Genomic DNA, 18,252 nt, shown 5'->3' on the forward strand with positions numbered 1-18,252 from the left:
CCAAGTAAACCGGTCAAGGTAAACGGATGCGCTGCCCGAACTGCAACAGTCTCGATACGCAGGTAAAGGACTCGCGTCCGACCGAGGACTCTTCCGTGATCCGCAGGCGACGCGTGTGCGTCGCCTGTAATTTCCGCTTCACCACCTTCGAGCGCGTGCAGCTGCGCGAGCTCACCGTGATCAAGCGCAACGGCCGCCGCGTGCCGTTCGATCGCGACAAGCTGATGCGCTCGGTGTCGATCAGCTTGCGCAAGCGCCAGGTCGAACCGGAGCGGGTCGAGAAAATGGTTTCCACCATCGTGCGCGAATTGGAAACCGGCGGCGAGGCCGAAATCTCCTCCGAGGTGATCGGTGAGACCGTGATGGAGCATCTGCGCACGCTCGACGATGTCGCTTATGTTCGCTTCGCCTCGGTCTACCGCAATTTCCGCGAGGCCAAGGATTTCGCCGACGTGCTCGGCGAGCTCTCCGGTGAGGAGGAAGCGCGGCTCGCCGCGATCCGCAAATGATCTTCCGGATCCTGGAAGATCAGTTCGCGCAGAAGGCCCGCGATTCGAAAGATGCCGATCGTCGCTTCATGGAGCTTGCGCTGGCGCTCGGCCGGCGCGGGCAGGGGCGCACCTGGCCCAATCCCGCCGTCGGCGCGGTCATCGTCAAGGACGGTGTCATCGTCGGGCGCGGCTGGACGCAACCTGGCGGCCGTCCGCATGCTGAGCCCGAAGCGCTGCGGTGGGCCGGCGAGGCGGCGCGGGGCGCCACGCTCTATGTCACCCTCGAGCCATGCTCGCATTTCGGCAAGTCGCCGCCCTGTGCCGACGCGGTGATCGCGGCCGGCATCAAGCGGGTGGTGGCGGCGATCGAGGATCCCAATCCGGACGTCGCGGGCCAGGGCCATGCGCGGCTGCGCGCCGCCGGCATCACGGTGGATGTCGGCCTGTGCGCGGCTGAGGCCGCCTTCGATCATGCCGGGCATTTCCGCCGCATCCGCGACAAGCGTCCGCATGTGATCCTGAAACTTGCGGTTTCGTCCGATGGCAAGATCGGCGCAGCGGGCGGCAAGCCGCTCGCGATCACCGGCGAAGCGGTCCGCAACCGCGTGCATCTCCTGCGTGCGCAGAGCGATGCGATTTTGGTCGGCATCGGCACGGTTCTGGCGGACGATCCGATGCTGACCTGCCGCCTGCCGGGCATGGAAGCGCGTTCTCCGGTGCGTGTCGTGCTTGACCGGAATTTGCGCATTCCGGCCGCGAGCCAGCTTGTTCATTCTGCGCGCGAGACGCCGCTCTGGGTCGTTAGCTCCGAGCTCGCCGAAGCTGCCGCGGCCACGCGCCTTGGCGCTGCCGGCACGCAGGTGATCCGCATACCTCCAGGGAGAGCTTCCGGGCTCGATCTCCCGTCTGTGCTGCATACGCTGGCCGAGAAAGGCACTACACGGCTGATGGTCGAGGGCGGCAGCCGCGTTGCGGCATCGTTCTTCGCCGCCGACCTCGTTGACGAGATCTGGCTGTTCCGTGGAGCGGAAGCGGTCGGCGAGGGCGGCGTCGATGCGCTCGATGCATTGCCCCTGTCGAAAATCACGCAGTCGCAGGCCTACAAGGTTCATGCTAGCGATACGTTCGACAAGGATACTCTCACCATCTATGAGCGCTCGTAATGTTCACCGGCATTGTCACCGATATCGGCGAGATCGTCAGCTTCACGCCTGTGGCGCAGGGGCAATTGCACCGGCTGCGCATCGCCTGCCGCTATGATCAGACCACCATTGCCGACGGCGCCTCGATCGCCTGCAACGGTGTGTGCCTGACCGTCGTCGCCTCCGGTGTCGAAGGCAGCAAAACCTGGTTCGACGTCGATGCTGCCGCCGAGACGCTGGCGTTGACGACCGCGAAGCACTGGAAGGCCGGGACGAAACTCAACCTCGAGCGCGCGCTCAAGATCGGCGACGAGCTCGGCGGCCATATCGTCGCCGGCCACGCCGACGGGATCGCGACCATCGTCCGCCGCGAGGATCTGCCCGACATGGCGCGGTTCGAGCTCTCTACGACGCGAGAACTGGCACGTTTCATCGCCACCAAGGGCTCGATCACGCTTGATGGCGTCTCGCTGACCATCAATACGGTGAAGGACGTGACCTTTTCGGTGTTGATCATCCCGCATACGCTGACCGTGACCACGTTGAGCGGCTGGAAGGCCGGCAGCGAGATCAATATCGAGGTCGATTTGATGGCCCGCTATGCGGCGCGGCTGACGGAAATGACGTGACGGCCTGTTAGAGCTTGGCTTGCCGGCTTGCGGCGACTACATAACGGCCGACCCCAAATAGACGGATCTAGACGATGGCAGACGCGCGGCGCGCACCCCTGAAGGACCAGACCGACATTTCCGGCGCGCGTGCGCTGATTGTCGAGGCACGGTTCTATGACGATCTCCAGGACGCGATGCTCGAAGGCGCGGTGGCCGAGTTCAAGGCCGCCGGCGTGACCCATGACGTCATCACTGTTCCCGGTGCGCTGGAGATTCCTGCGGCGATCGCCATCGCGGTCGATGCGGCTGCGGCCAACGGCAAGCCCTATGACGCCGCGATCGCGCTCGGCTGCGTGATACGCGGCGACACCATCCATTTCGAGATCGTCTCGCAGGAATCCTCCCGCGCGCTGATGGATCTTGCGGTCGCTCGCAAACTTCCGCTCGGCAATGGTATCCTCACCGTCAACACCGAGGCGCAGGCTTGGGCGCGTGCACGCGCCAGCGAGCTCAACAAGGGCGGCGATGCCGCGCGGGCCGCGATCGCGATGCTGCGCATCAAACGCCGGCTGGCGAAGGCTTGATCATGGCCGACAACAACAAAAAGCCGCCGGCTGGCACGGAGAAGAAAGCGAACCGGCGCGGTGCGGCGCGGCTCGCGGCCGTGCAGGCGCTGTACCAGATGGATATCGGCGGCGCCGGCATCAACGACATCTTTGCCGAGTTCGAGAGCCACTGGCTCGGCAACGAGGTCGAGGGCGACACGTATCTGCCGGCGGAAGCCGCATTCTTCCGCGACGTCGTCTCCGGCGTGGTGCGCGACCAGAAGAAGCTCGATCCGCTGATCGACGAGGCGCTGTCGAAGGGCTGGCCGTTGAAACGGATCGAGGCGATCCTGCGCGCGGTGCTGCGGGCAGGAGCCTACGAATTGGAGCACCGCAAGGATGTGCCGGGCCGCGTCGTCATCTCCGAATATGTCGACGTCGCCAACGCCTTCGTCGACCGCGAGGAAACCGGCATGGTGAACGCCGTGCTCGACCAGATCGGCCGCCAGTTTCGCGGCGACGAGTTCGGGCGAGGATAGGACGAGCGCAGGGCGGTGAATTAATGCGATGCGGCTGCCCCATATTCCGCTGTCATCACCCGCGAAGGCGGGTGATCCAGTACTCCGCGGCGGTCGTGCTTGAGCCGAAACGGCTCGGCGTACTGGATCGCCCGGTCAAGCCGGGCGATGACAGCAGTTTGTGTGGTTGACGATAATGGCAAACCCGCACAATCCCTCCGGCGAAGACTCCCTCATCGCGCGCTATTTCAAGCCGCTGGCGACTGATCCTGGCGCGTTGGAGCTGGTCGATGACGCCGCCATCCTGCAATCGCTTGGCGAGGACATCGTCGTCACCACCGACGCCGTGGTCGAAGGCGTGCATTATCTTGCCACCGATCCCCCCGACACCATCGCGCGCAAGGCGTTGCGGGTGAACCTGTCCGACCTCGCCGCCAAGGGGGCTGTGCCGGCCGGTTTCGTGCTGACGCTGGCGCTGCGAAGCAAGGAGGATGCCTGGCTCAGGCCATTCGCCGACGCGCTGGGCGAGGACACGAAGAGCTTCGCCTGCCCGCTGCTTGGCGGCGACACGGTGTCGACACCGGGGCCGCAGATGATCTCGATCACCGCCTTTGGTCGCGTGCCGCAGGGGCGAATGGTCGGCCGTACCGGCGCGAAACCGGGCGACCGTATCCTGGTGACGGGAACAATTGGCGACGCCGCCCTCGGCCTCGACGTGCTCACGGGCGGTACGGTGGCCGGGGCACTCGCGTCCGACCCTGCTGCACGGGATGCATTGATCGCGCGCTATCGTGTACCGCAGCCGCGCAATGTGCTGGCGCAGGCGGTACGTGACCACGCGACGGCCGCGATGGACGTCTCCGATGGGCTCGCCGGCGATCTGACAAAACTCTGTGTGGCGTCGCGCGTCTCGGCCACCGTGGACGTGGCGAGCGTGCCGCTCTCGGCGGCGGCGGCCGGACTGGTCGCGCGCAACGTCGTTTGCGTGGAGACGCTGCTTGCCGGGGGCGACGATTACGAGGTGCTGTGCACGGTGCCACCAGCGCAGAGTGATGCGCTGATTGCCGCGGGGCGGGCGGTGGGCGTTGCCGTCACGGCGATCGGCATGATCGTCGAGGGTGGAGCGCGACCGCGCTTCCTGGACGGGCAGGGCCAGGAACTGGTCTTGAAGCGGCTGTCCTACAGCCACTTCTAGGAATTGCTCCAATCCGGCCGCCAGGCTCTCAAGATTGGTCTAAATACCTGCCGAGATCGGCCTTTTTGGCTGCTTCCGGCGTTGCACCATCAATTCGATTTTGGCAAGCTTGTGGCCGAGCAGGGCCACACCTTCGTGCAAGGGCGGCCCTGTTCAACATAAAGGCGCCGCACCGCACGACGGAAAAGCAAGGGCGCCGGGGGTACGTACATCAAGGATCTGAGGCAAAAAATCACATGACAGCATTATGGTTGATTGTGCTCTGCGGAGTGCTTTCCGTCGTCTACGCGATTTGGGCGACGTCTTCGGTGTTGAGTGCGGATGCGGGGTCTCCGCGCATGCAGGAGATCGCGGGAGCGGTGCGCGAAGGCGCACAGGCCTACCTGCGGCGCCAATACACCACGATCGGTCTCGTCGGTATCGTCATCTTCGTGCTGCTTGCCTATTTCCTCGGGATCTACGTCTCGATCGGTTTTGCCATCGGCGCCATCCTGTCGGGGGCGGCTGGCTTCATCGGCATGAACGTCTCGGTCCGCGCTAATGTGCGCACCGCCCAGGCCGCGACGACGTCGCTTGCCGGCGGCCTCGAGCTCGCCTTCAAGGCGGGGGCCATCACCGGCATGCTGGTCGCCGGTCTCGCGCTGCTCGGCGTGACGCTCTACTTCGGCGTCCTGGTCTTTTCGCTGAAGCTCGCGCCTGACAGCCGGGTCGTCGTCGACGCCATGGTGGCGCTTGGCTTCGGCGCCTCGTTGATCTCGATCTTCGCCCGTCTCGGCGGCGGCATCTTCACCAAGGGTGCGGACGTCGGCGGCGACCTCGTCGGCAAGGTCGAGGCCGGCATTCCCGAGGACGATCCGCGCAACCCGGCGACGATCGCCGACAACGTCGGTGACAATGTCGGCGACTGCGCCGGCATGGCCGCTGATTTGTTCGAGACCTATGCGGTGACCGCGGTCGCCACCATGGTGCTCGCCGCGATCTTCTTCGCCAAGACGCCGATCCTCATGAGCATGATGACGCTGCCGCTCGCGATCGGCGGCATCTGCATCATCACCTCGATCATCGGCACCTTCTTCGTGAAGCTCGGGCCGAGCCAGTCGATCATGGGCGCGCTCTACAAGGGCCTGATCGCAACCGGCGTTCTGTCGCTGGTCGGCATCGCCGGGGTGATCTACACCCTGATCGGCTTCGGCAAGCTCGACGGCGTCGAGTTTACCGGCATGTCGCTGTTCGAGTGCGGGATCGTCGGCCTCGTCGTCACCGCGCTGATCATCTGGATCACCGAATACTACACCGGCACCGACTATCGTCCGGTGAAGTCGATTGCGGCGGCCTCGGTGACGGGTCACGGCACCAACGTGATCCAGGGCCTTGCGATCTCGATGGAGTCGACCGCGCTGCCTGCGATCGTCATCATCGCCGGCATCCTGGTCACCTACAGCCTCGCCGGCCTGTTCGGCATCGCGATCGCGACCGCCACCATGCTGGCGCTGGCCGGCATGGTCGTCGCGCTCGACGCGTTCGGCCCGGTGACCGACAACGCCGGCGGCATCGCCGAGATGGCGGGCCTGCCGAAGGAAGTGCGCAAGTCGACCGACGCACTCGACGCAGTCGGCAACACCACCAAGGCAGTGACCAAGGGCTACGCGATCGGCTCGGCCGGTCTCGGCGCACTGGTGCTGTTCGCGGCCTACAATGAGGACCTCAAGTTCTTCATTGCGGACGCCGCACACCACGCCTACTTCGCAGGCGTCAAGCCGGACTTCTCGCTCAACAACCCCTACGTGGTTGTCGGCCTGTTGTTCGGTGGTTTGCTGCCGTATTTGTTCGGTGCGATGGGCATGACGGCCGTGGGCCGTGCGGCCAGCGCGATCGTCGAGGAGGTGCGCCGGCAGTTCCGCGAGAAGCCGGGCATCATGCAGGGCACCGACAAGCCGGATTACGGCAGGGCGGTCGATCTGCTGACCAAGGCGGCGATCAAGGAGATGATCATCCCCTCGCTGCTCCCGGTGCTGTCGCCGATCGTCGTCTACTTCCTGATCTATGCCATCGCCGGCGGCGGCGCAGCCGGCAAGTCGGCGGCGTTCTCGGCGGTCGGCGCGATGCTGCTCGGCGTGATCGTGACGGGCCTGTTCGTCGCGATCTCCATGACCTCGGGCGGCGGCGCCTGGGACAACGCCAAGAAGTACATCGAGGACGGCCACTACGGCGGCAAGGGCAGTGATGCCCACAAGGCGGCCGTGACCGGCGACACCGTTGGCGATCCCTACAAGGACACGGCGGGACCGGCGGTGAACCCGATGATCAAGATCACGAACATCGTGGCCCTGCTGCTGCTGGCGGTCCTGGCACACTGAGGCGCGACATCGCGTGAAACGAGACCCCCGCGGCGCAGGCCGCGGGGGTCTTGCTTTGAGTGTGATCAGCCGCTGTGTAGACGCGTCGTCCGGACCCGGAACAAGGGGGTCATCAGAGCTGGCTGTCGAGGCAGCGAGCGCGGACCGGCGCATGTCACATTTAAGGTTGTTTAACCGGCTGCATTTTAGAGTTTCGAGAGGTTTCTGGCGGCATTTTGCAACTTTCCGTAGCCCGCGCGTCTGGGGCGTCCCCATGTCGTGTGCGGCGCGAGGCGTTCTCAATATGTTCAGGTGTTCGCTGCCTGCCGCCTGCAAGAGGAGGTTCCGTTGTGTGCGCTCCCCATGAACGAGATTGAGCGTGCGCTGATGGAGCATCCGGACGTGGCGGATGCTGTCCTTCACGCCGAACAGAGTCTCGACGGCCGCCAGTTCACGATCGCTTTTGCCGCAATTGACGCCGATCGTCTGAGCGCCGGCAAGTCGAGGCGCCTTCAGGCCGAGACAGATCGGAGAGTGGCGCAATGGCGTCGGGCGTTCGATCAAGCGTATCGCCATGACGTTGACAGTCTGGCGCCATCGTTCGTCGGCTGGACCAGCAATTTCACCAATAAACCCATTCCCGAACCCGACATGGTCGAGTGGCTGGATTGCACGATCCAGCGTATTCGTGATCTCGGTGCAAGGCGGATATTGGAAGTCGGCTGCGGCGTCGGACTGCTCGTCGAAAAGCTCGCGCCCGCCTGCGACGTGTATTGTGGCACCGACCTCTCGCCGGTGGCCGTTCACAGGTTGCGAGCGTTTGCGCAGTCGAAGCCTGAGCTTCGGCATGTCGAATTTCTAGAGCGGGAAGCTGCGGATTTCAGCGGCTTGGCGCCACACTCGTTCGACGCAGTGGTGCTCAACTCGGTCGTGCAATATTTCCCTGGCATCGAATATTTGCACAGGGTCTTGGAACAAGCCGTCGACCTGGTGGCTCCCGGAGGCCACATCTTCGTCGGTGACGTTCGTAACCTCGAGCTGTTGCCGGCCTTCCACCGCGAGGTTCAATCCGCAAAAGTGCCGCCGGGAGTCGCGGACGAAAGGCTCGAGCGAAAGATTTTCTTGTCGATCGCCCAGGAGCGCGAGCTGGTCATTGACCCCGATTATTTTCGGAGCATCTCCGAATCCGTTCCACGAATATCGGGCGCGGAAATCCTGCTCAAGCGGGGATCAAGCTACGAACTGACCCGGTTCCGGTATGACGTGGTGCTGTGTGCGGACCGCGAAGCTGCTTCAGCTTGCAACGAGAGCAACAGCCTCGCGCCGCGAACGGAAGACTGGACAAGCGAGGGCAGGCCGTTGGCAACCGACCCGATGGCGGCGGCGTACCTTCAGCATCTCAGCATGGAGCTTGGGAACGTGTTGCGGGCTCAGTTTTCCGAGGCGCAATTGCCTGATGTCGTGATCGCGCTCAACCAGCGCGATTTTGCCGAGATTGTGCAGGCGTCGTCGATCGCGCCGGCCAATCCTGGCAACGATGAAACGATCGAGGCGCAGGTATGACCGCCTATAATCTGGGGTTGCATTTCGAAAAGGTGGTGGCGTCCTCGCCGGACGCTGTTGCCCTGATCTGCGAAGGCGATAGCTGCACTTTTTCGGCGCTCAACAGGTCGGCAAACCGGTTGGCTCGCTGGCTGACATCGCAGGGCGTGAGCAAGGGCGCCGTGGTGTGCCTTGAATTGCCGAAGATCGCCGAGGCCTATGCGCTCGCCATGGCCTGTATCAAAATCGGAGCGCCGTATGCGTTCCTTGATCCCGCGGCCCCCGCGGAACGTGCTCGGCTGATGTTGGAGCGATGCCGGCCCACGCTGATCGTCAGCGTGCGCGAGGGATTTGGCCCGCGGACATTGATCAACGATGCAGACGCCCGCGCGGCGCTGCATCATGCCGTTTCGAATCTTGACGACGACAATCTGCCGCAAACATCCCTGATCACCGGGGCCGATCCCGCCTATGTCATGTTCACCTCCGGGTCGACGGGCGAGCCAAAGGGCGTGGTCATACCCCATCAAGGGGTGCTTCACCTGATCGGGTGGGCGAAGAGCGATCTTGGAATTGGACCCGGAGACCGGTTGACGAATGTCAATCCGATCTACTTCGACAATTCGGTCTTCGACATTTACGCCGGATTGCTGAACGGAGCGGCGATCGTCGCACTCGACGCGCTGAAGGGGCGACCGCCTGCGGAACTGGTGTCGGAGATTACCAAGCATCAGTGCACATTCTTCTTCGCCGTGCCGACCCTCTTCATGTTCCTGGACTCCATGCATCTTTTGAGCCCCGAGTGGCTGCCGAGCGTCAGCCGGTTCATGTTCGGCGGTGAGGGATTTCCGCTGGCACGGCTTCGTCGGTTCCATGACGCGTTTGCCGGCAAGGCGAAGTTGATCAATTGCTACGGCCCGACTGAGACAAGCTGCATTTGCAGCGGCTTCGAGATCGTTGAATCCGTATTTGACACCAACGATGGGTTGGCGCCCTTGGGGCGGCTCAATCCCAATTTCAGCTACCGGATTCTGGACGAAGACATGAAGCCGGTCGCCGCGGGCTCGGCCGGTGAGTTGTGGCTGGGAGGCCCGGGAGTGGGGCTTGGCTACATCAATAATCCGCAAGAAACCGCGCGCCGTTTCTGTCAGGACCCGCTGATCGAGGGCTATCGATCGATACTCTACCGGAGCGGTGATCTCGTGGAGGTCGACGCTGAAACGGGCGTGCTCCGTTTTCGCGGCCGCGCCGACAATCAGGTCAAGCTTCGGGGGTACCGGGTCGAGCTGGAGGAGATCGACCACGCCCTGGTGGCATGCGAGGGAATCACGCGTGCCCTCGCTGTGGTGCTTCACGATGCCAATGGCGCAAGTCGGCTGCTGGCGGCCTATTCGGGTGCAAGAAAGTCGGAAAGCGATTTGCGCCAGCACTGCGCCGCGCGGCTTCCCGCCTACATGGTGCCAAGCCGATTCATTTGGCTGGAGGACATTCCCATCAACGCCAATGGCAAGGCGGACCGGCGCTCGGTGGCGTCACTGCTGGGTGAAGCCGTCGCAAGGGCCTCGTAGATGCGACAGCCCATAGCGTTCGCGCGCGTTTTCCGATGAGCGTTGAAAGCCAACCTTACGGCTACGCGGCCCCGGGCTTTCTCGTCAAGCCGTCGTGGCGGTTGATCCCTCAGATCGATCGGGACCCGAGCTTTGTAGCGGGCGTCCAGGGGATCCGCGGCCGCCTGCTGCTTTGCTGCGCGATCGGGCTGCTCGCCGCGCTGTTCTGGCAGATAGGTATCGACTTTTCAGCGGCGGGCCTGGCGATGGCGTGCGCCTACGCCGGGCGATATCGGCGCGTCCTGATCTTGCTGGCCACCTTGCTGTTGCTTTGCCGCAGCGGCTTCCTGGTCGACCGCGCGTTTCTCGAGCGACTGGCGATCGACGAGGGCGTCGCGGACCGGATCCATCAGCCGCTGCTGGAGATGGCCATGTTGATGGTGACGTTTACGATGTTTGCGGGCCTGCTGGCCCTGCAAGGTTCGGGCAGCATCGTGCTGCGTCGTCCGACGCTCAGCCTGTTGCTCGTATTCCTGGCGCTTGTCGTTGTGACGCAGGCAACGATCGTGGCCGGAATGCCGCGCGTTCTGCTTTGGTCGTTTCTGATGACATCACAGCCGTATTTATGGTTCCTTGCCTACGGTCTGGCCGATGCCGGCAAGGAGCGATCGCCGGTGTGGCCGCGCCTGAGCGTTTTTCATCCCTTCTGGGGATCGACGCTGACGCCGTTCGGGAAGGGCCTGTCGTATCTCCGCCGCTTCGAGGCCAAGACCCCTGAGGAGCTCGCGGTCACGCAGCTCAAGGGCGTCAAGCTTGCGGCCTGGACGTTGGTGCTGGCTATCGTCAAGATTTGTCTCGCCGAACTGGTCTACGGTCGTTTGCAGCTTCCAAGGTTCGACGACAATTTACTGCAGTATCTCGCAGGTCATCCCCTGCCGCGCTTCGCGGGGTGGGCCAGTGTCGTCATCTTCTTTGCGGAAGACCTGCTGAGCATGACGGTGTTCGGCGGCATCATCGTAGCGACGGCGCGGCTTGCCGGTTTTCGCCTGCTGCGCAACACCTATCGGCCTCTGGAGTCAACGACGCTCGCCGAATTCTGGAATCGCTATTACTTCTATTACAAGGAACTGCTCGTCGATCATTTCTTCTATCCGACCTTTGTTCGCTGTTTCCGCGGCCATCGCCGGTTTCGAATGTTCTTCGCCACCTTTGCAGCGGCCTGTGTCGGCAACCTGCTATTCCATTTCATTCGCGACATTCATTTCGTCGGCGAAATGGGCCTTTGGCGAGCGCTGATCGGCGAACAATCACATGCGTTTTACACATTCGTCCTGGCAATCAGCGTGGGGCTCTCGCAGATGCGTCGCGCACCGCAGCAGGTGTCGCGAGGATGGCTGCGTGGCCGGTTGCTGCCTTGCTTGTGGGTGTCGAGCTTCTTCTGTTTCATTCACGTCTTCGACGCGCCGTTGGACCGCGAGCATTCGCTCTGGCAACGCACCGAATTCCTGCTTTATCTCCTGGGAGTGACGACATGACCACGAAAGCCGGTTCTGAAATCAGATCGCAAATGCGGCGCTACATCGTGCAGCGGCTGCTCATGAAGGGCGATAGCGCGCCGCTGAGCGACGACGATCTGCTGTTCACCAGCGGACGTCTCGATTCACTCGACGCAGTCGAGCTCATCATGAGCATTGAGACCGACCATGGGATCAATTTCTCCGACATCGGTTTCGACCTGACGCGCCTGGACTCGATTTCGGCCATCGCCGGTTTGGTGGTGCAGCCCTCGGCCGAGCCTGCCTGAGCGATGCACGCCGCACCGCGTCCGGGACGCGAGGCCTACTGCACATCCATCTGCAGGCCTTCCTTCTGGATGATGCCGGCGAACTTCTTCGTCTCGGCGTCCACGAAGTCGGAGAATTGCTGCGGCGTGCCGTAATCGGCGCGGGCGCCCATGGCGACGATCTGCTTCTTCATGTCGTCGCGCTCGAGCATCGCCTTCACCTGAAGATTGAGCGCCTCGAGCACGGGGGCGGGGACGCCCTTCGGCAGGAACACCGAGAACCACGACGACACGTCGAAATTCGCAAGCTCCGGCGCGCTCGCGCGCATGGTCGGCAGGTTCGGTGCGAGGTCGCTGCGCTCGGTCGTGGTGACGCAGAGGCCGTTGAGCGTGCCGTTCTGCACTTGCGGCAGGCTCGGATAGAGATTGTCGAACAGGATCTGGATGTCGCCGGCAAGCGCAGCCTGGAGCGCGGGGCCGGCGCCGCGGAACGGGATGTGCGTCATCTTCAGCCCGGTGAGCTGGAGGAACCAGGCGCCGGTGAGGTGAGGGCTCTGGCCAACGCCGGAAGAGGCGTAGCTGAGCTTGTCCGGATTAGCTTTGAGGAAGGCGATCAGCTCGGCAATCGACTTGATGCCGGTCTTCGGATGCGCCGAGACGATGTTCGGGATCTGGATCATGTTGGAGACCGGCTGGAGCTGGTCCGGCTTGTAGGTGAGGTTCTTGAAGATGCTGTAGGCGATCGCGTTCGGGCCGGGATTGCCGATCAGGATGGTGTGGCCGTCGGCCTTGGAGCGAACGACCTCGGCCGTCCCGATGGTGCCGCCGCCGCCCGAGCGATTCTCCACGACCGCGGTCTGGCCCCAGGCGGATTGGAGATGGGCCGCGAGCAGCCGGCCCATGACGTCGGTCGAGCCGCCGGCCGCGGCCGGCACGATCACTCGCAAATTCTCGGTCGGCTTCCAGTCAGCAAGGCTGGATCGCGGCAGGATGGCTGCGGCCGACAGCCCGGCAACGCCAGTGAGCACGCGACGACGGGACAGAACTTTGTTGGGCACGAATCCACTCCCTGCTTTTTGTTTTGCAGAGAGCGTATGGAACCGGGCGCACGACGGCAAGTCGCACGCGACCGCAGATGCCACGCGGAGAGCGGCACGACGCCGCATGCGCAAGACCTAAGCTGAAGACTTCAGCTTATGGTCTCAGTTGAAGCTGAGCAGCTTGAACAGCGGCGCGAGGTAGCTCATCTCCTGGCCCGACGTCGGCGTGGTCCGGCTGATGAAGTCGAAGATCTTGCCGTCCTGGAGGCCGTAATTCGCAAGCCGGCGCACGCGCCGGTTCTTGTCGAAATAGATCGCGATCACGCGCTGGTCGACCAGCTTCTGGTTCATGAAGGCGACCATGCGCTCCGAGCGCTGCGAGATGTAGTAAAACACCTCGCCGTCGAGCGTGGCGACGGTAGAGGGCGTGCCCATCACGATCAGCACCTGGTCCTGGCTCGCGCCGATCGGAATCTGTTCGAGCGCGCCGGGCGGGAGGATGTAGCCCTTCTGGAACTGCTCACCGCTGCAACCGGCGAGCGCAGCTCCGACCAGGGTCACGGCCGCGAGCATGCGCAAGGCGCGCCAGCGCGAATTCAAGGCGCGCCAGCACGAATGGAGGCCGCGCGGTCTATCGGCGCGCAGGCGGGTCTGGTTCGGTATGGTCATTGCGGAACTGATTCCGTCCCCTTGCGTCGCGCGAGGCGCTGAAGTACCGGGCGGAGGCTCTGAATGCAACTCGCGCGCGCCCGCTTGCGGAAACCACAATGCTTTGGCCGTTCAATCACTTCAGGAAACCCCGGCTAACCCCGGCCGGCACCATTGAGGCCATCTATGGCATGATCGTGACGCAGGCGCGAGAACCCATATTTTACCGTGACTTGGGCGTGCCAGATACGGTTAATGGCCGTTTCGACCTGTTGCTGTTGCATCTCTGGCTGTTGCTGCGCCGCCTGCGGACCACCCAGGGCGGGGTAGAGCTGTCGCAGGCCCTGTTTGACCGCTTCTGCGAGGACATGGACGACAATCTGCGCGAGATGGGTGTGGGCGACCAGACCGTCCCGAAGCGGATGCGGGCCTTCGGCGAGGCCTTTTATGGCCGCGTGCAGGCCTATGACCAGGCCATCGATACGGACGCTGAGGCTCTGGCGCAGGCGATCTGCAAGAATATCTTGAATGGTGCCAGGATGGATCAGGCGCTGCGGCTTGCCACTTACGCACAGGCCACGGAGGCCGATCTGGGCATGACCACTGACCCGGCATTGTTGCTCGGATCCTTCAAATTTCCCATGCCGCTTCGGGAGAATGAGACGCCATGAACCGACCGAATGCCAGATCCGAACCCGATCCCTGGCGCGTGCCCGTGATGGTTGCGCATATTCCCGATACCGGCCTGCACCGTAAGGTCGAGGCCTCGGCTGCGGAGCGCCAGGCCATGGCCGATGTCGCTGGCGTCCGCGACATTCTGTCGGCCCATGCCGCCTTCGACGTCGTGCCGAAGAGTGGCGGCCGATTCCATGTCACAGGCCACGTCCGTGCCCGGATCGGCCAGACCTGCGTGGTCACGCTCGAACCGATCGAAAGCGAGATCGACGAAGACATCGACCTGATATTCGCCCCCGAGGCCGAGGTACGGCGCCTGGCCGACCTGATCGAGGAAGGCCAGGACGACAAGGAGCCGCCCGAGGTCGCCGATCCGCCGGAGGCCATCGTCAACGGGATCATCGATCTCGGCCGGATTGCGACCGACGCGCTGTTCCTGGCGATCGATCCCTATCCGCGCAAGCCCGGTGTCGTGTTCGAGGCGGAGGTCACGGCTCCCGACCCCGAGGACAATCCCTTTGCGGTACTAAAGGCGCTTCAGGACAACAAGAACCGCCAGTAGCTCGGGCATCCCCACGGGAACTCTTTGCGTTGAGGCAAGATGTAATTGCCTGGATGGATTGAGATGTCGTGATATCTATTTGATTTATATACATTTCACGTGAGTTTCGCGACTCGCGGCCAGATCGTCCCCAGTCCAAAAGGCTGGGGGCAAGAGGTTGTTTCGGGACGACAAAACGCTATTGTCGCGCCCCGGTCGGGGTGCGTCGTTGCGCCTGGCCGGTCGCCATGTCCATGGCGAACCCATTTCGCGGCCCCGCCAGTTGACGACCGCGCCAGACCAGGTTTCCGGGATTTTGATGCCAAGCAAGGTTCGTATCGCGCTTGACGCCATGGGGGGCGACGTCGGCGCCCCCGTCGTCATTCCAGGCGCTGCCATCTCGCTCGGCAGGCACCGCGAGGCCGAGTTCCTGCTGGTCGGCGACCGCGCCAGGATCGAGCCTGAGCTCGATCGTCACCCCCAGCTCAAGGCCGTCTCCCGGATCATCCATACTGACGTTGCCGTCGGCATGGAGGACAAGCCGAGCCAGGCGCTGCGTCGTGGTCGCAGAACCTCCTCGATGTGGCTTGCCATCGATGCAGTGAAAAAGGGCGAGGCGGATGTCGCGGTCTCCGCCGGCAACACCGGCGCGCTGATGGCGATGTCGCGCTTCCATCTGCGCACGCTGCGGGGCATCGACCGCCCGGCGATCGCGGGCATATGGCCGACGATGCGCGGCGAGTCTGTCGTGCTCGATCTCGGTGCCACCATCGGCGGCGATGCACACCATGTGGTCTCGCTCGCGGTCATGGGTGCTGCGATGGCCAGCGTCTTGTTCAGCAAGCCGCGCCCCACGGTCGGCCTGCTCAATATCGGGGTCGAGGAGATCAAGGGCCACGAGGAAATTCGCGAGGCTGGCGAAATCCTGCGTGCGATGAACCTGCCGGAGCTCGATTATATCGGCTTCGTCGAGGGGGACGGCATCGGCAAGGGGCTGGCCGACGTGATCGTCACCGAAGGGTTCAGCGGCAACATCGCGCTCAAGGCCGCCGAGGGAACCGCGCGCCAGATGGCGGAACTGCTCCGAGCCGAGATGCAGCGGAGCTGGATGACCAAGCTCGGCTATCTCTTTGCCCGCCGCGCCTTCCAGGCCCTGCGCAACAAGATGGATCCCAACAAGTCCAATGGTGGGATGTTCCTTGGATTGAACGGGGTCGTGGTCAAAAGCCATGGCGGAATCAACGCCGAAGGCTTTGCCTATGCGATCGATGTTGGCTATGAGATGGTCAAATTCGATCTCCTGAACAAGATCAACCAGATGCTCAACCGCGAGGGTGGTGCACTCAATTCCGTGCCAACCGCGCAGGAGGCTGTTTCGTGACCAAAATTCGTTCGGTCGTGCTGGGCTGCGGCTCTTATCTGCCGGAGCAGGTGGTGACCAACGCCCAATTGGCGGCGCGCATCGACACGTCCGACGAATGGATCGTGCAGCGCACTGGCATTCGCGAGCGGCACATCGCGGCCGAGGGCGAGTTCACCTCGCATTTGGCGATCAAGGCGGCACAGGCTGCGCTCACTGATGCTGGCCTGGACGCACAGTCGATCGACCTGATCGTGCTCGCGACCTCGACGCCGGACAACACCTTTCCCGCGACCGCAGTCGCGGTGCAGCATGGGCTCGGCATCAATCACGGCGCGGCCTTCGACCTCCAGGCGGTGTGCTCGGGCTTTGTGTTTGCGCTTGCGACCGCCGACAATTTCCTGCGCACCGGTGCCTTCAAGCGCGCGCTTGTGATCGGCGCGGAGACCTTCTCGCGCATCCTCGACTGGAACGATCGCGGCACTTGCGTGCTGTTCGGCGACGGCGCCGGCGCGGTCGTGCTGGAGGCGCAGGAGCAGCCGGGCAAAGCCGCAACCGATCGCGGCGTGGTGACCACGCATCTGCGCTCCGACGGCCGTCACAAGGCAAAGCTGTTCGTCGACGGCGGGCCGTCCTCGACCCAGACCGTCGGCCATCTGCGCATGGAGGGCCGTGAGGTCTTCAAGCACGCGGTCGGCATGATCACCGACGTGATCGTCGATGCCTTCGAGGCAACCGGCCACAATGCCGAGAGCATCGACTGGTTCGTGCCGCACCAGGCCAACAAGCGAATCATCGACGCCTCCGCCCACAAGCTTCATATCGCACCGCAGAAGGTGGTGCTGACGGTCGACCGTCACGGCAACACCTCGGCCGCCTCGATCCCGCTGGCACTGTCGGTGGCGCGGAAAGACGGCCGCATCAAGCGCGGCGACCTGGTTTTGCTCGAAGCGATGGGCGGCGGCTTTACCTGGGGCTCCGCACTCGTGCGCTGGTAAAAGGCCACAGTCGATAAAATTTTGCCCTAATCTACGCGGATTATCGATGCGTCTGCATTGATGAGCGCTGTTGACCGCCGTATCGTAACCTCATAATTTCAGACAACAATTGTTCGCCGTGATGTGGGGCAGGGCGATGACCGATACAAGTAAAACCGTAACGCGTGTTGATCTGTGCGAGGCCGTCTACCAGAAGGTGGGCCTCTCGCGCACGGAATCGTCCGCCTTTGTGGAACTCGTGCTGAAGGAGATCACCGACTGCCTCGAGCGAGGCGAGACGGTGAAGCTGTCTTCGTTCGGGTCCTTCATGGTGCGCAAGAAGGGTCAGCGTATCGGCCGCAATCCGAAGACCGGCACCGAGGTGCCGATCTCGCCGCGCCGGGTCATGGTGTTCAAGCCGTCGGCGATCCTGAAGCAGCGCATCAACGCCCAGCACCGCACCAATGGTGACGGCAGCAAGGTTCAACCGGAGGCGTAACCGTCCTCCAAAAGGATGTGGCATTTGGACAAGGCGCCGGATGCGTTCCGAACCATCAGCGAAGTAGCGCAGGAACTCGACATTCCGCAGCACGTGCTGCGGTTCTGGGAGACCCGATTCTCCCAGATCAAGCCGATGAAGCGCAGCGGCGGCCGCCGCTATTACCGCCCCGACGACGTCGACCTGCTCAAGGGCATCCGCCGTCTCCTTTACGGGGAGGGCTACACCATCCGCGGGGTGCAGCGGATCCTCAAGGAGCATGGCGTCAAATCGGTACAGGGCCTGGCTGACAGCTCGGCTGCCGTCTCGTTCGGCGCCATCGAGGACGCCATCGGAGCGAGCCTGACGGAGCCGGAGGGCGAGACCGGCGTTCGCGGCACCCTCGACACCGACGATGACGACTACCAGGGCGAGGAGGAGGAAGGCATCGACTTCCGCTTCTCGGAGACCGACGACGAGGACATCCTCACGACCTTCCGCAAGGGCGGCACCGCGCCGCCTCCGGCCGGCCCCAGCGCGCTGGACCGGGAGCGCCTGGGTCGGGTGCTCACCGACCTCGTCGCCTGCCGGGACATGCTCGATCTGGCGCTGAAGGACGTGTGAGAGCGCTTTTCGTTGTCTTTGCGGTCAGTTCCGGGAGCCTTGGGCGGGGACACCAAAATGGTGTACCTTGCCTTGCGCAAAGCGGCGATCCTAGCTAATGGAACGACGTTCGGAGCGTGGCGCAGCCCGGTTAGCGCACTAGTCTGGGAGACTAGGGGTCGGAGGTTCAAATCCTCTCGCTCCGACCAAATTCCTCAAT

Annotated in this window: 19 protein-coding genes and 1 tRNA gene; 18 read left to right on the forward strand and 2 right to left on the reverse strand. The window is 63.5% G+C overall.

Annotation, left to right across the window (positions count from 1 at the left end):
• Nucleotides 1–26: 26 nt before the first annotated feature.
• The 11 genes from nrdR (at nt 27) to ACPPVR_RS19085 (ending at nt 11,731) form a co-directional block, all read left to right on the forward strand.
• The gene (nrdR, locus tag ACPPVR_RS19035) at nt 27–509 is read left to right on the forward strand and encodes a transcriptional regulator NrdR (protein ID WP_007603426.1); all 483 of its coding nucleotides are present in this window, start codon (nt 27–29) and stop codon (nt 507–509) included.
• Complete coding sequence (ribD, locus tag ACPPVR_RS19040) at nt 506–1,654, forward strand: bifunctional diaminohydroxyphosphoribosylaminopyrimidine deaminase/5-amino-6-(5-phosphoribosylamino)uracil reductase RibD (protein WP_426615687.1); 1,149 nt, start codon at nt 506–508, stop codon at nt 1,652–1,654. Before nrdR ends, ribD begins: the two co-directional genes overlap by 4 nt.
• Nucleotides 1,654–2,262, forward strand: a complete 609-nt coding sequence (locus tag ACPPVR_RS19045) for a riboflavin synthase (RefSeq protein WP_426615688.1) — start codon at nt 1,654–1,656, stop codon at nt 2,260–2,262. The genes ribD and ACPPVR_RS19045 overlap by 1 nt, the downstream gene beginning before the upstream one ends.
• A gap of 74 nt (nt 2,263–2,336) precedes the next feature.
• Complete coding sequence (ribH, locus tag ACPPVR_RS19050; RefSeq protein WP_426615689.1) at nt 2,337–2,828, forward strand: 6,7-dimethyl-8-ribityllumazine synthase; 492 nt, start codon at nt 2,337–2,339, stop codon at nt 2,826–2,828.
• A gap of 2 nt (nt 2,829–2,830) precedes the next feature.
• Nucleotides 2,831–3,328, forward strand: coding sequence for a transcription antitermination factor NusB (gene nusB, locus ACPPVR_RS19055; RefSeq protein WP_354210758.1), 498 nt, complete (start codon nt 2,831–2,833; stop codon nt 3,326–3,328).
• 175 nt (nt 3,329–3,503) lie between these two features.
• Nucleotides 3,504–4,502, forward strand: coding sequence for a thiamine-phosphate kinase (thiL, locus tag ACPPVR_RS19060; protein WP_426615690.1), 999 nt, complete (start codon nt 3,504–3,506; stop codon nt 4,500–4,502).
• Nucleotides 4,503–4,738: 236 nt separating this feature from the next.
• The gene (locus tag ACPPVR_RS19065; protein ID WP_426615691.1) at nt 4,739–6,859 is read left to right on the forward strand and encodes a sodium-translocating pyrophosphatase; all 2,121 of its coding nucleotides are present in this window, start codon (nt 4,739–4,741) and stop codon (nt 6,857–6,859) included.
• A 342-nt stretch (nt 6,860–7,201) separates the two neighbouring features.
• Entirely contained in the window at nt 7,202–8,401 is a 1,200-nt protein-coding gene (locus ACPPVR_RS19070; RefSeq protein ID WP_426615692.1) for a methyltransferase, read from the forward strand.
• Entirely contained in the window at nt 8,398–9,948 is a 1,551-nt protein-coding gene (locus ACPPVR_RS19075) for an amino acid adenylation domain-containing protein (RefSeq protein ID WP_426615693.1), read from the forward strand. Before ACPPVR_RS19070 ends, ACPPVR_RS19075 begins: the two co-directional genes overlap by 4 nt.
• A 35-nt stretch (nt 9,949–9,983) precedes the next feature.
• Nucleotides 9,984–11,462: a hypothetical protein gene (locus ACPPVR_RS19080; RefSeq protein ID WP_426615694.1), complete on the forward strand. Its 1,479-nt coding sequence runs from the start codon at nt 9,984–9,986 to the stop codon at nt 11,460–11,462.
• Nucleotides 11,459–11,731 (forward strand): acyl carrier protein, encoded by a 273-nt coding sequence (locus ACPPVR_RS19085; protein WP_426615695.1) that lies wholly within the window; start codon nt 11,459–11,461, stop codon nt 11,729–11,731. The genes ACPPVR_RS19080 and ACPPVR_RS19085 overlap by 4 nt, the downstream gene beginning before the upstream one ends.
• Before the next feature lie 35 nt (nt 11,732–11,766).
• Here ACPPVR_RS19085 and ACPPVR_RS19090 read toward each other — a convergent pair whose 3' ends face one another.
• Entirely contained in the window at nt 11,767–12,768 is a 1,002-nt protein-coding gene (locus ACPPVR_RS19090; RefSeq protein ID WP_426615696.1) for a Bug family tripartite tricarboxylate transporter substrate binding protein, read from the reverse strand.
• Nucleotides 12,769–12,912: 144 nt separating this feature from the next.
• The gene (locus ACPPVR_RS19095; RefSeq protein WP_426615697.1) at nt 12,913–13,419 is read right to left on the reverse strand and encodes an outer membrane protein assembly factor BamE; all 507 of its coding nucleotides are present in this window, start codon (nt 13,417–13,419) and stop codon (nt 12,913–12,915) included.
• Nucleotides 13,420–13,517: 98 nt separating this feature from the next.
• Here ACPPVR_RS19095 and ACPPVR_RS19100 point away from each other — a divergent pair, with 98 nt between their 5' ends.
• From ACPPVR_RS19100 to ACPPVR_RS19130, 7 genes are all read left to right on the forward strand, one after another.
• Nucleotides 13,518–14,069 carry a ubiquinol-cytochrome C chaperone family protein gene (locus tag ACPPVR_RS19100; RefSeq protein ID WP_426615698.1) on the forward strand — a complete coding sequence of 184 codons (552 nt, stop codon included), beginning with the start codon at nt 13,518–13,520 and terminating at the stop codon, nt 14,067–14,069.
• Nucleotides 14,066–14,635, forward strand: coding sequence for a YceD family protein (locus ACPPVR_RS19105; RefSeq protein ID WP_426615699.1), 570 nt, complete (start codon nt 14,066–14,068; stop codon nt 14,633–14,635). The genes ACPPVR_RS19100 and ACPPVR_RS19105 overlap by 4 nt, the downstream gene beginning before the upstream one ends.
• A gap of 298 nt (nt 14,636–14,933) precedes the next feature.
• Nucleotides 14,934–15,995: a phosphate acyltransferase PlsX gene (gene plsX, locus ACPPVR_RS19110; RefSeq protein WP_426615700.1), complete on the forward strand. Its 1,062-nt coding sequence runs from the start codon at nt 14,934–14,936 to the stop codon at nt 15,993–15,995.
• On the forward strand, nt 15,992–16,972 hold the full coding sequence (locus ACPPVR_RS19115; RefSeq protein ID WP_426615701.1) for a beta-ketoacyl-ACP synthase III: 981 nt from the start codon (nt 15,992–15,994) through the stop codon (nt 16,970–16,972). The genes plsX and ACPPVR_RS19115 overlap by 4 nt, the downstream gene beginning before the upstream one ends.
• Before the next feature lie 136 nt (nt 16,973–17,108).
• Nucleotides 17,109–17,450 carry an integration host factor subunit alpha gene (locus ACPPVR_RS19120; protein ID WP_247983728.1) on the forward strand — a complete coding sequence of 114 codons (342 nt, stop codon included), beginning with the start codon at nt 17,109–17,111 and terminating at the stop codon, nt 17,448–17,450.
• A gap of 24 nt (nt 17,451–17,474) precedes the next feature.
• A complete protein-coding gene (locus tag ACPPVR_RS19125; RefSeq protein ID WP_426615702.1) occupies nt 17,475–18,053 on the forward strand; it encodes a MerR family transcriptional regulator in 579 nt (192 codons plus the stop codon).
• A 110-nt stretch (nt 18,054–18,163) separates the two neighbouring features.
• Nucleotides 18,164–18,241, forward strand: a tRNA-Pro gene (locus ACPPVR_RS19130).
• Nucleotides 18,242–18,252 lie beyond the last annotated feature (11 nt).

It is taken from the genome of Bradyrhizobium sp. McL0616 (assembly GCF_049993385.1).
In the GTDB taxonomy this organism is placed as follows: domain Bacteria; phylum Pseudomonadota; class Alphaproteobacteria; order Rhizobiales; family Xanthobacteraceae; genus Bradyrhizobium.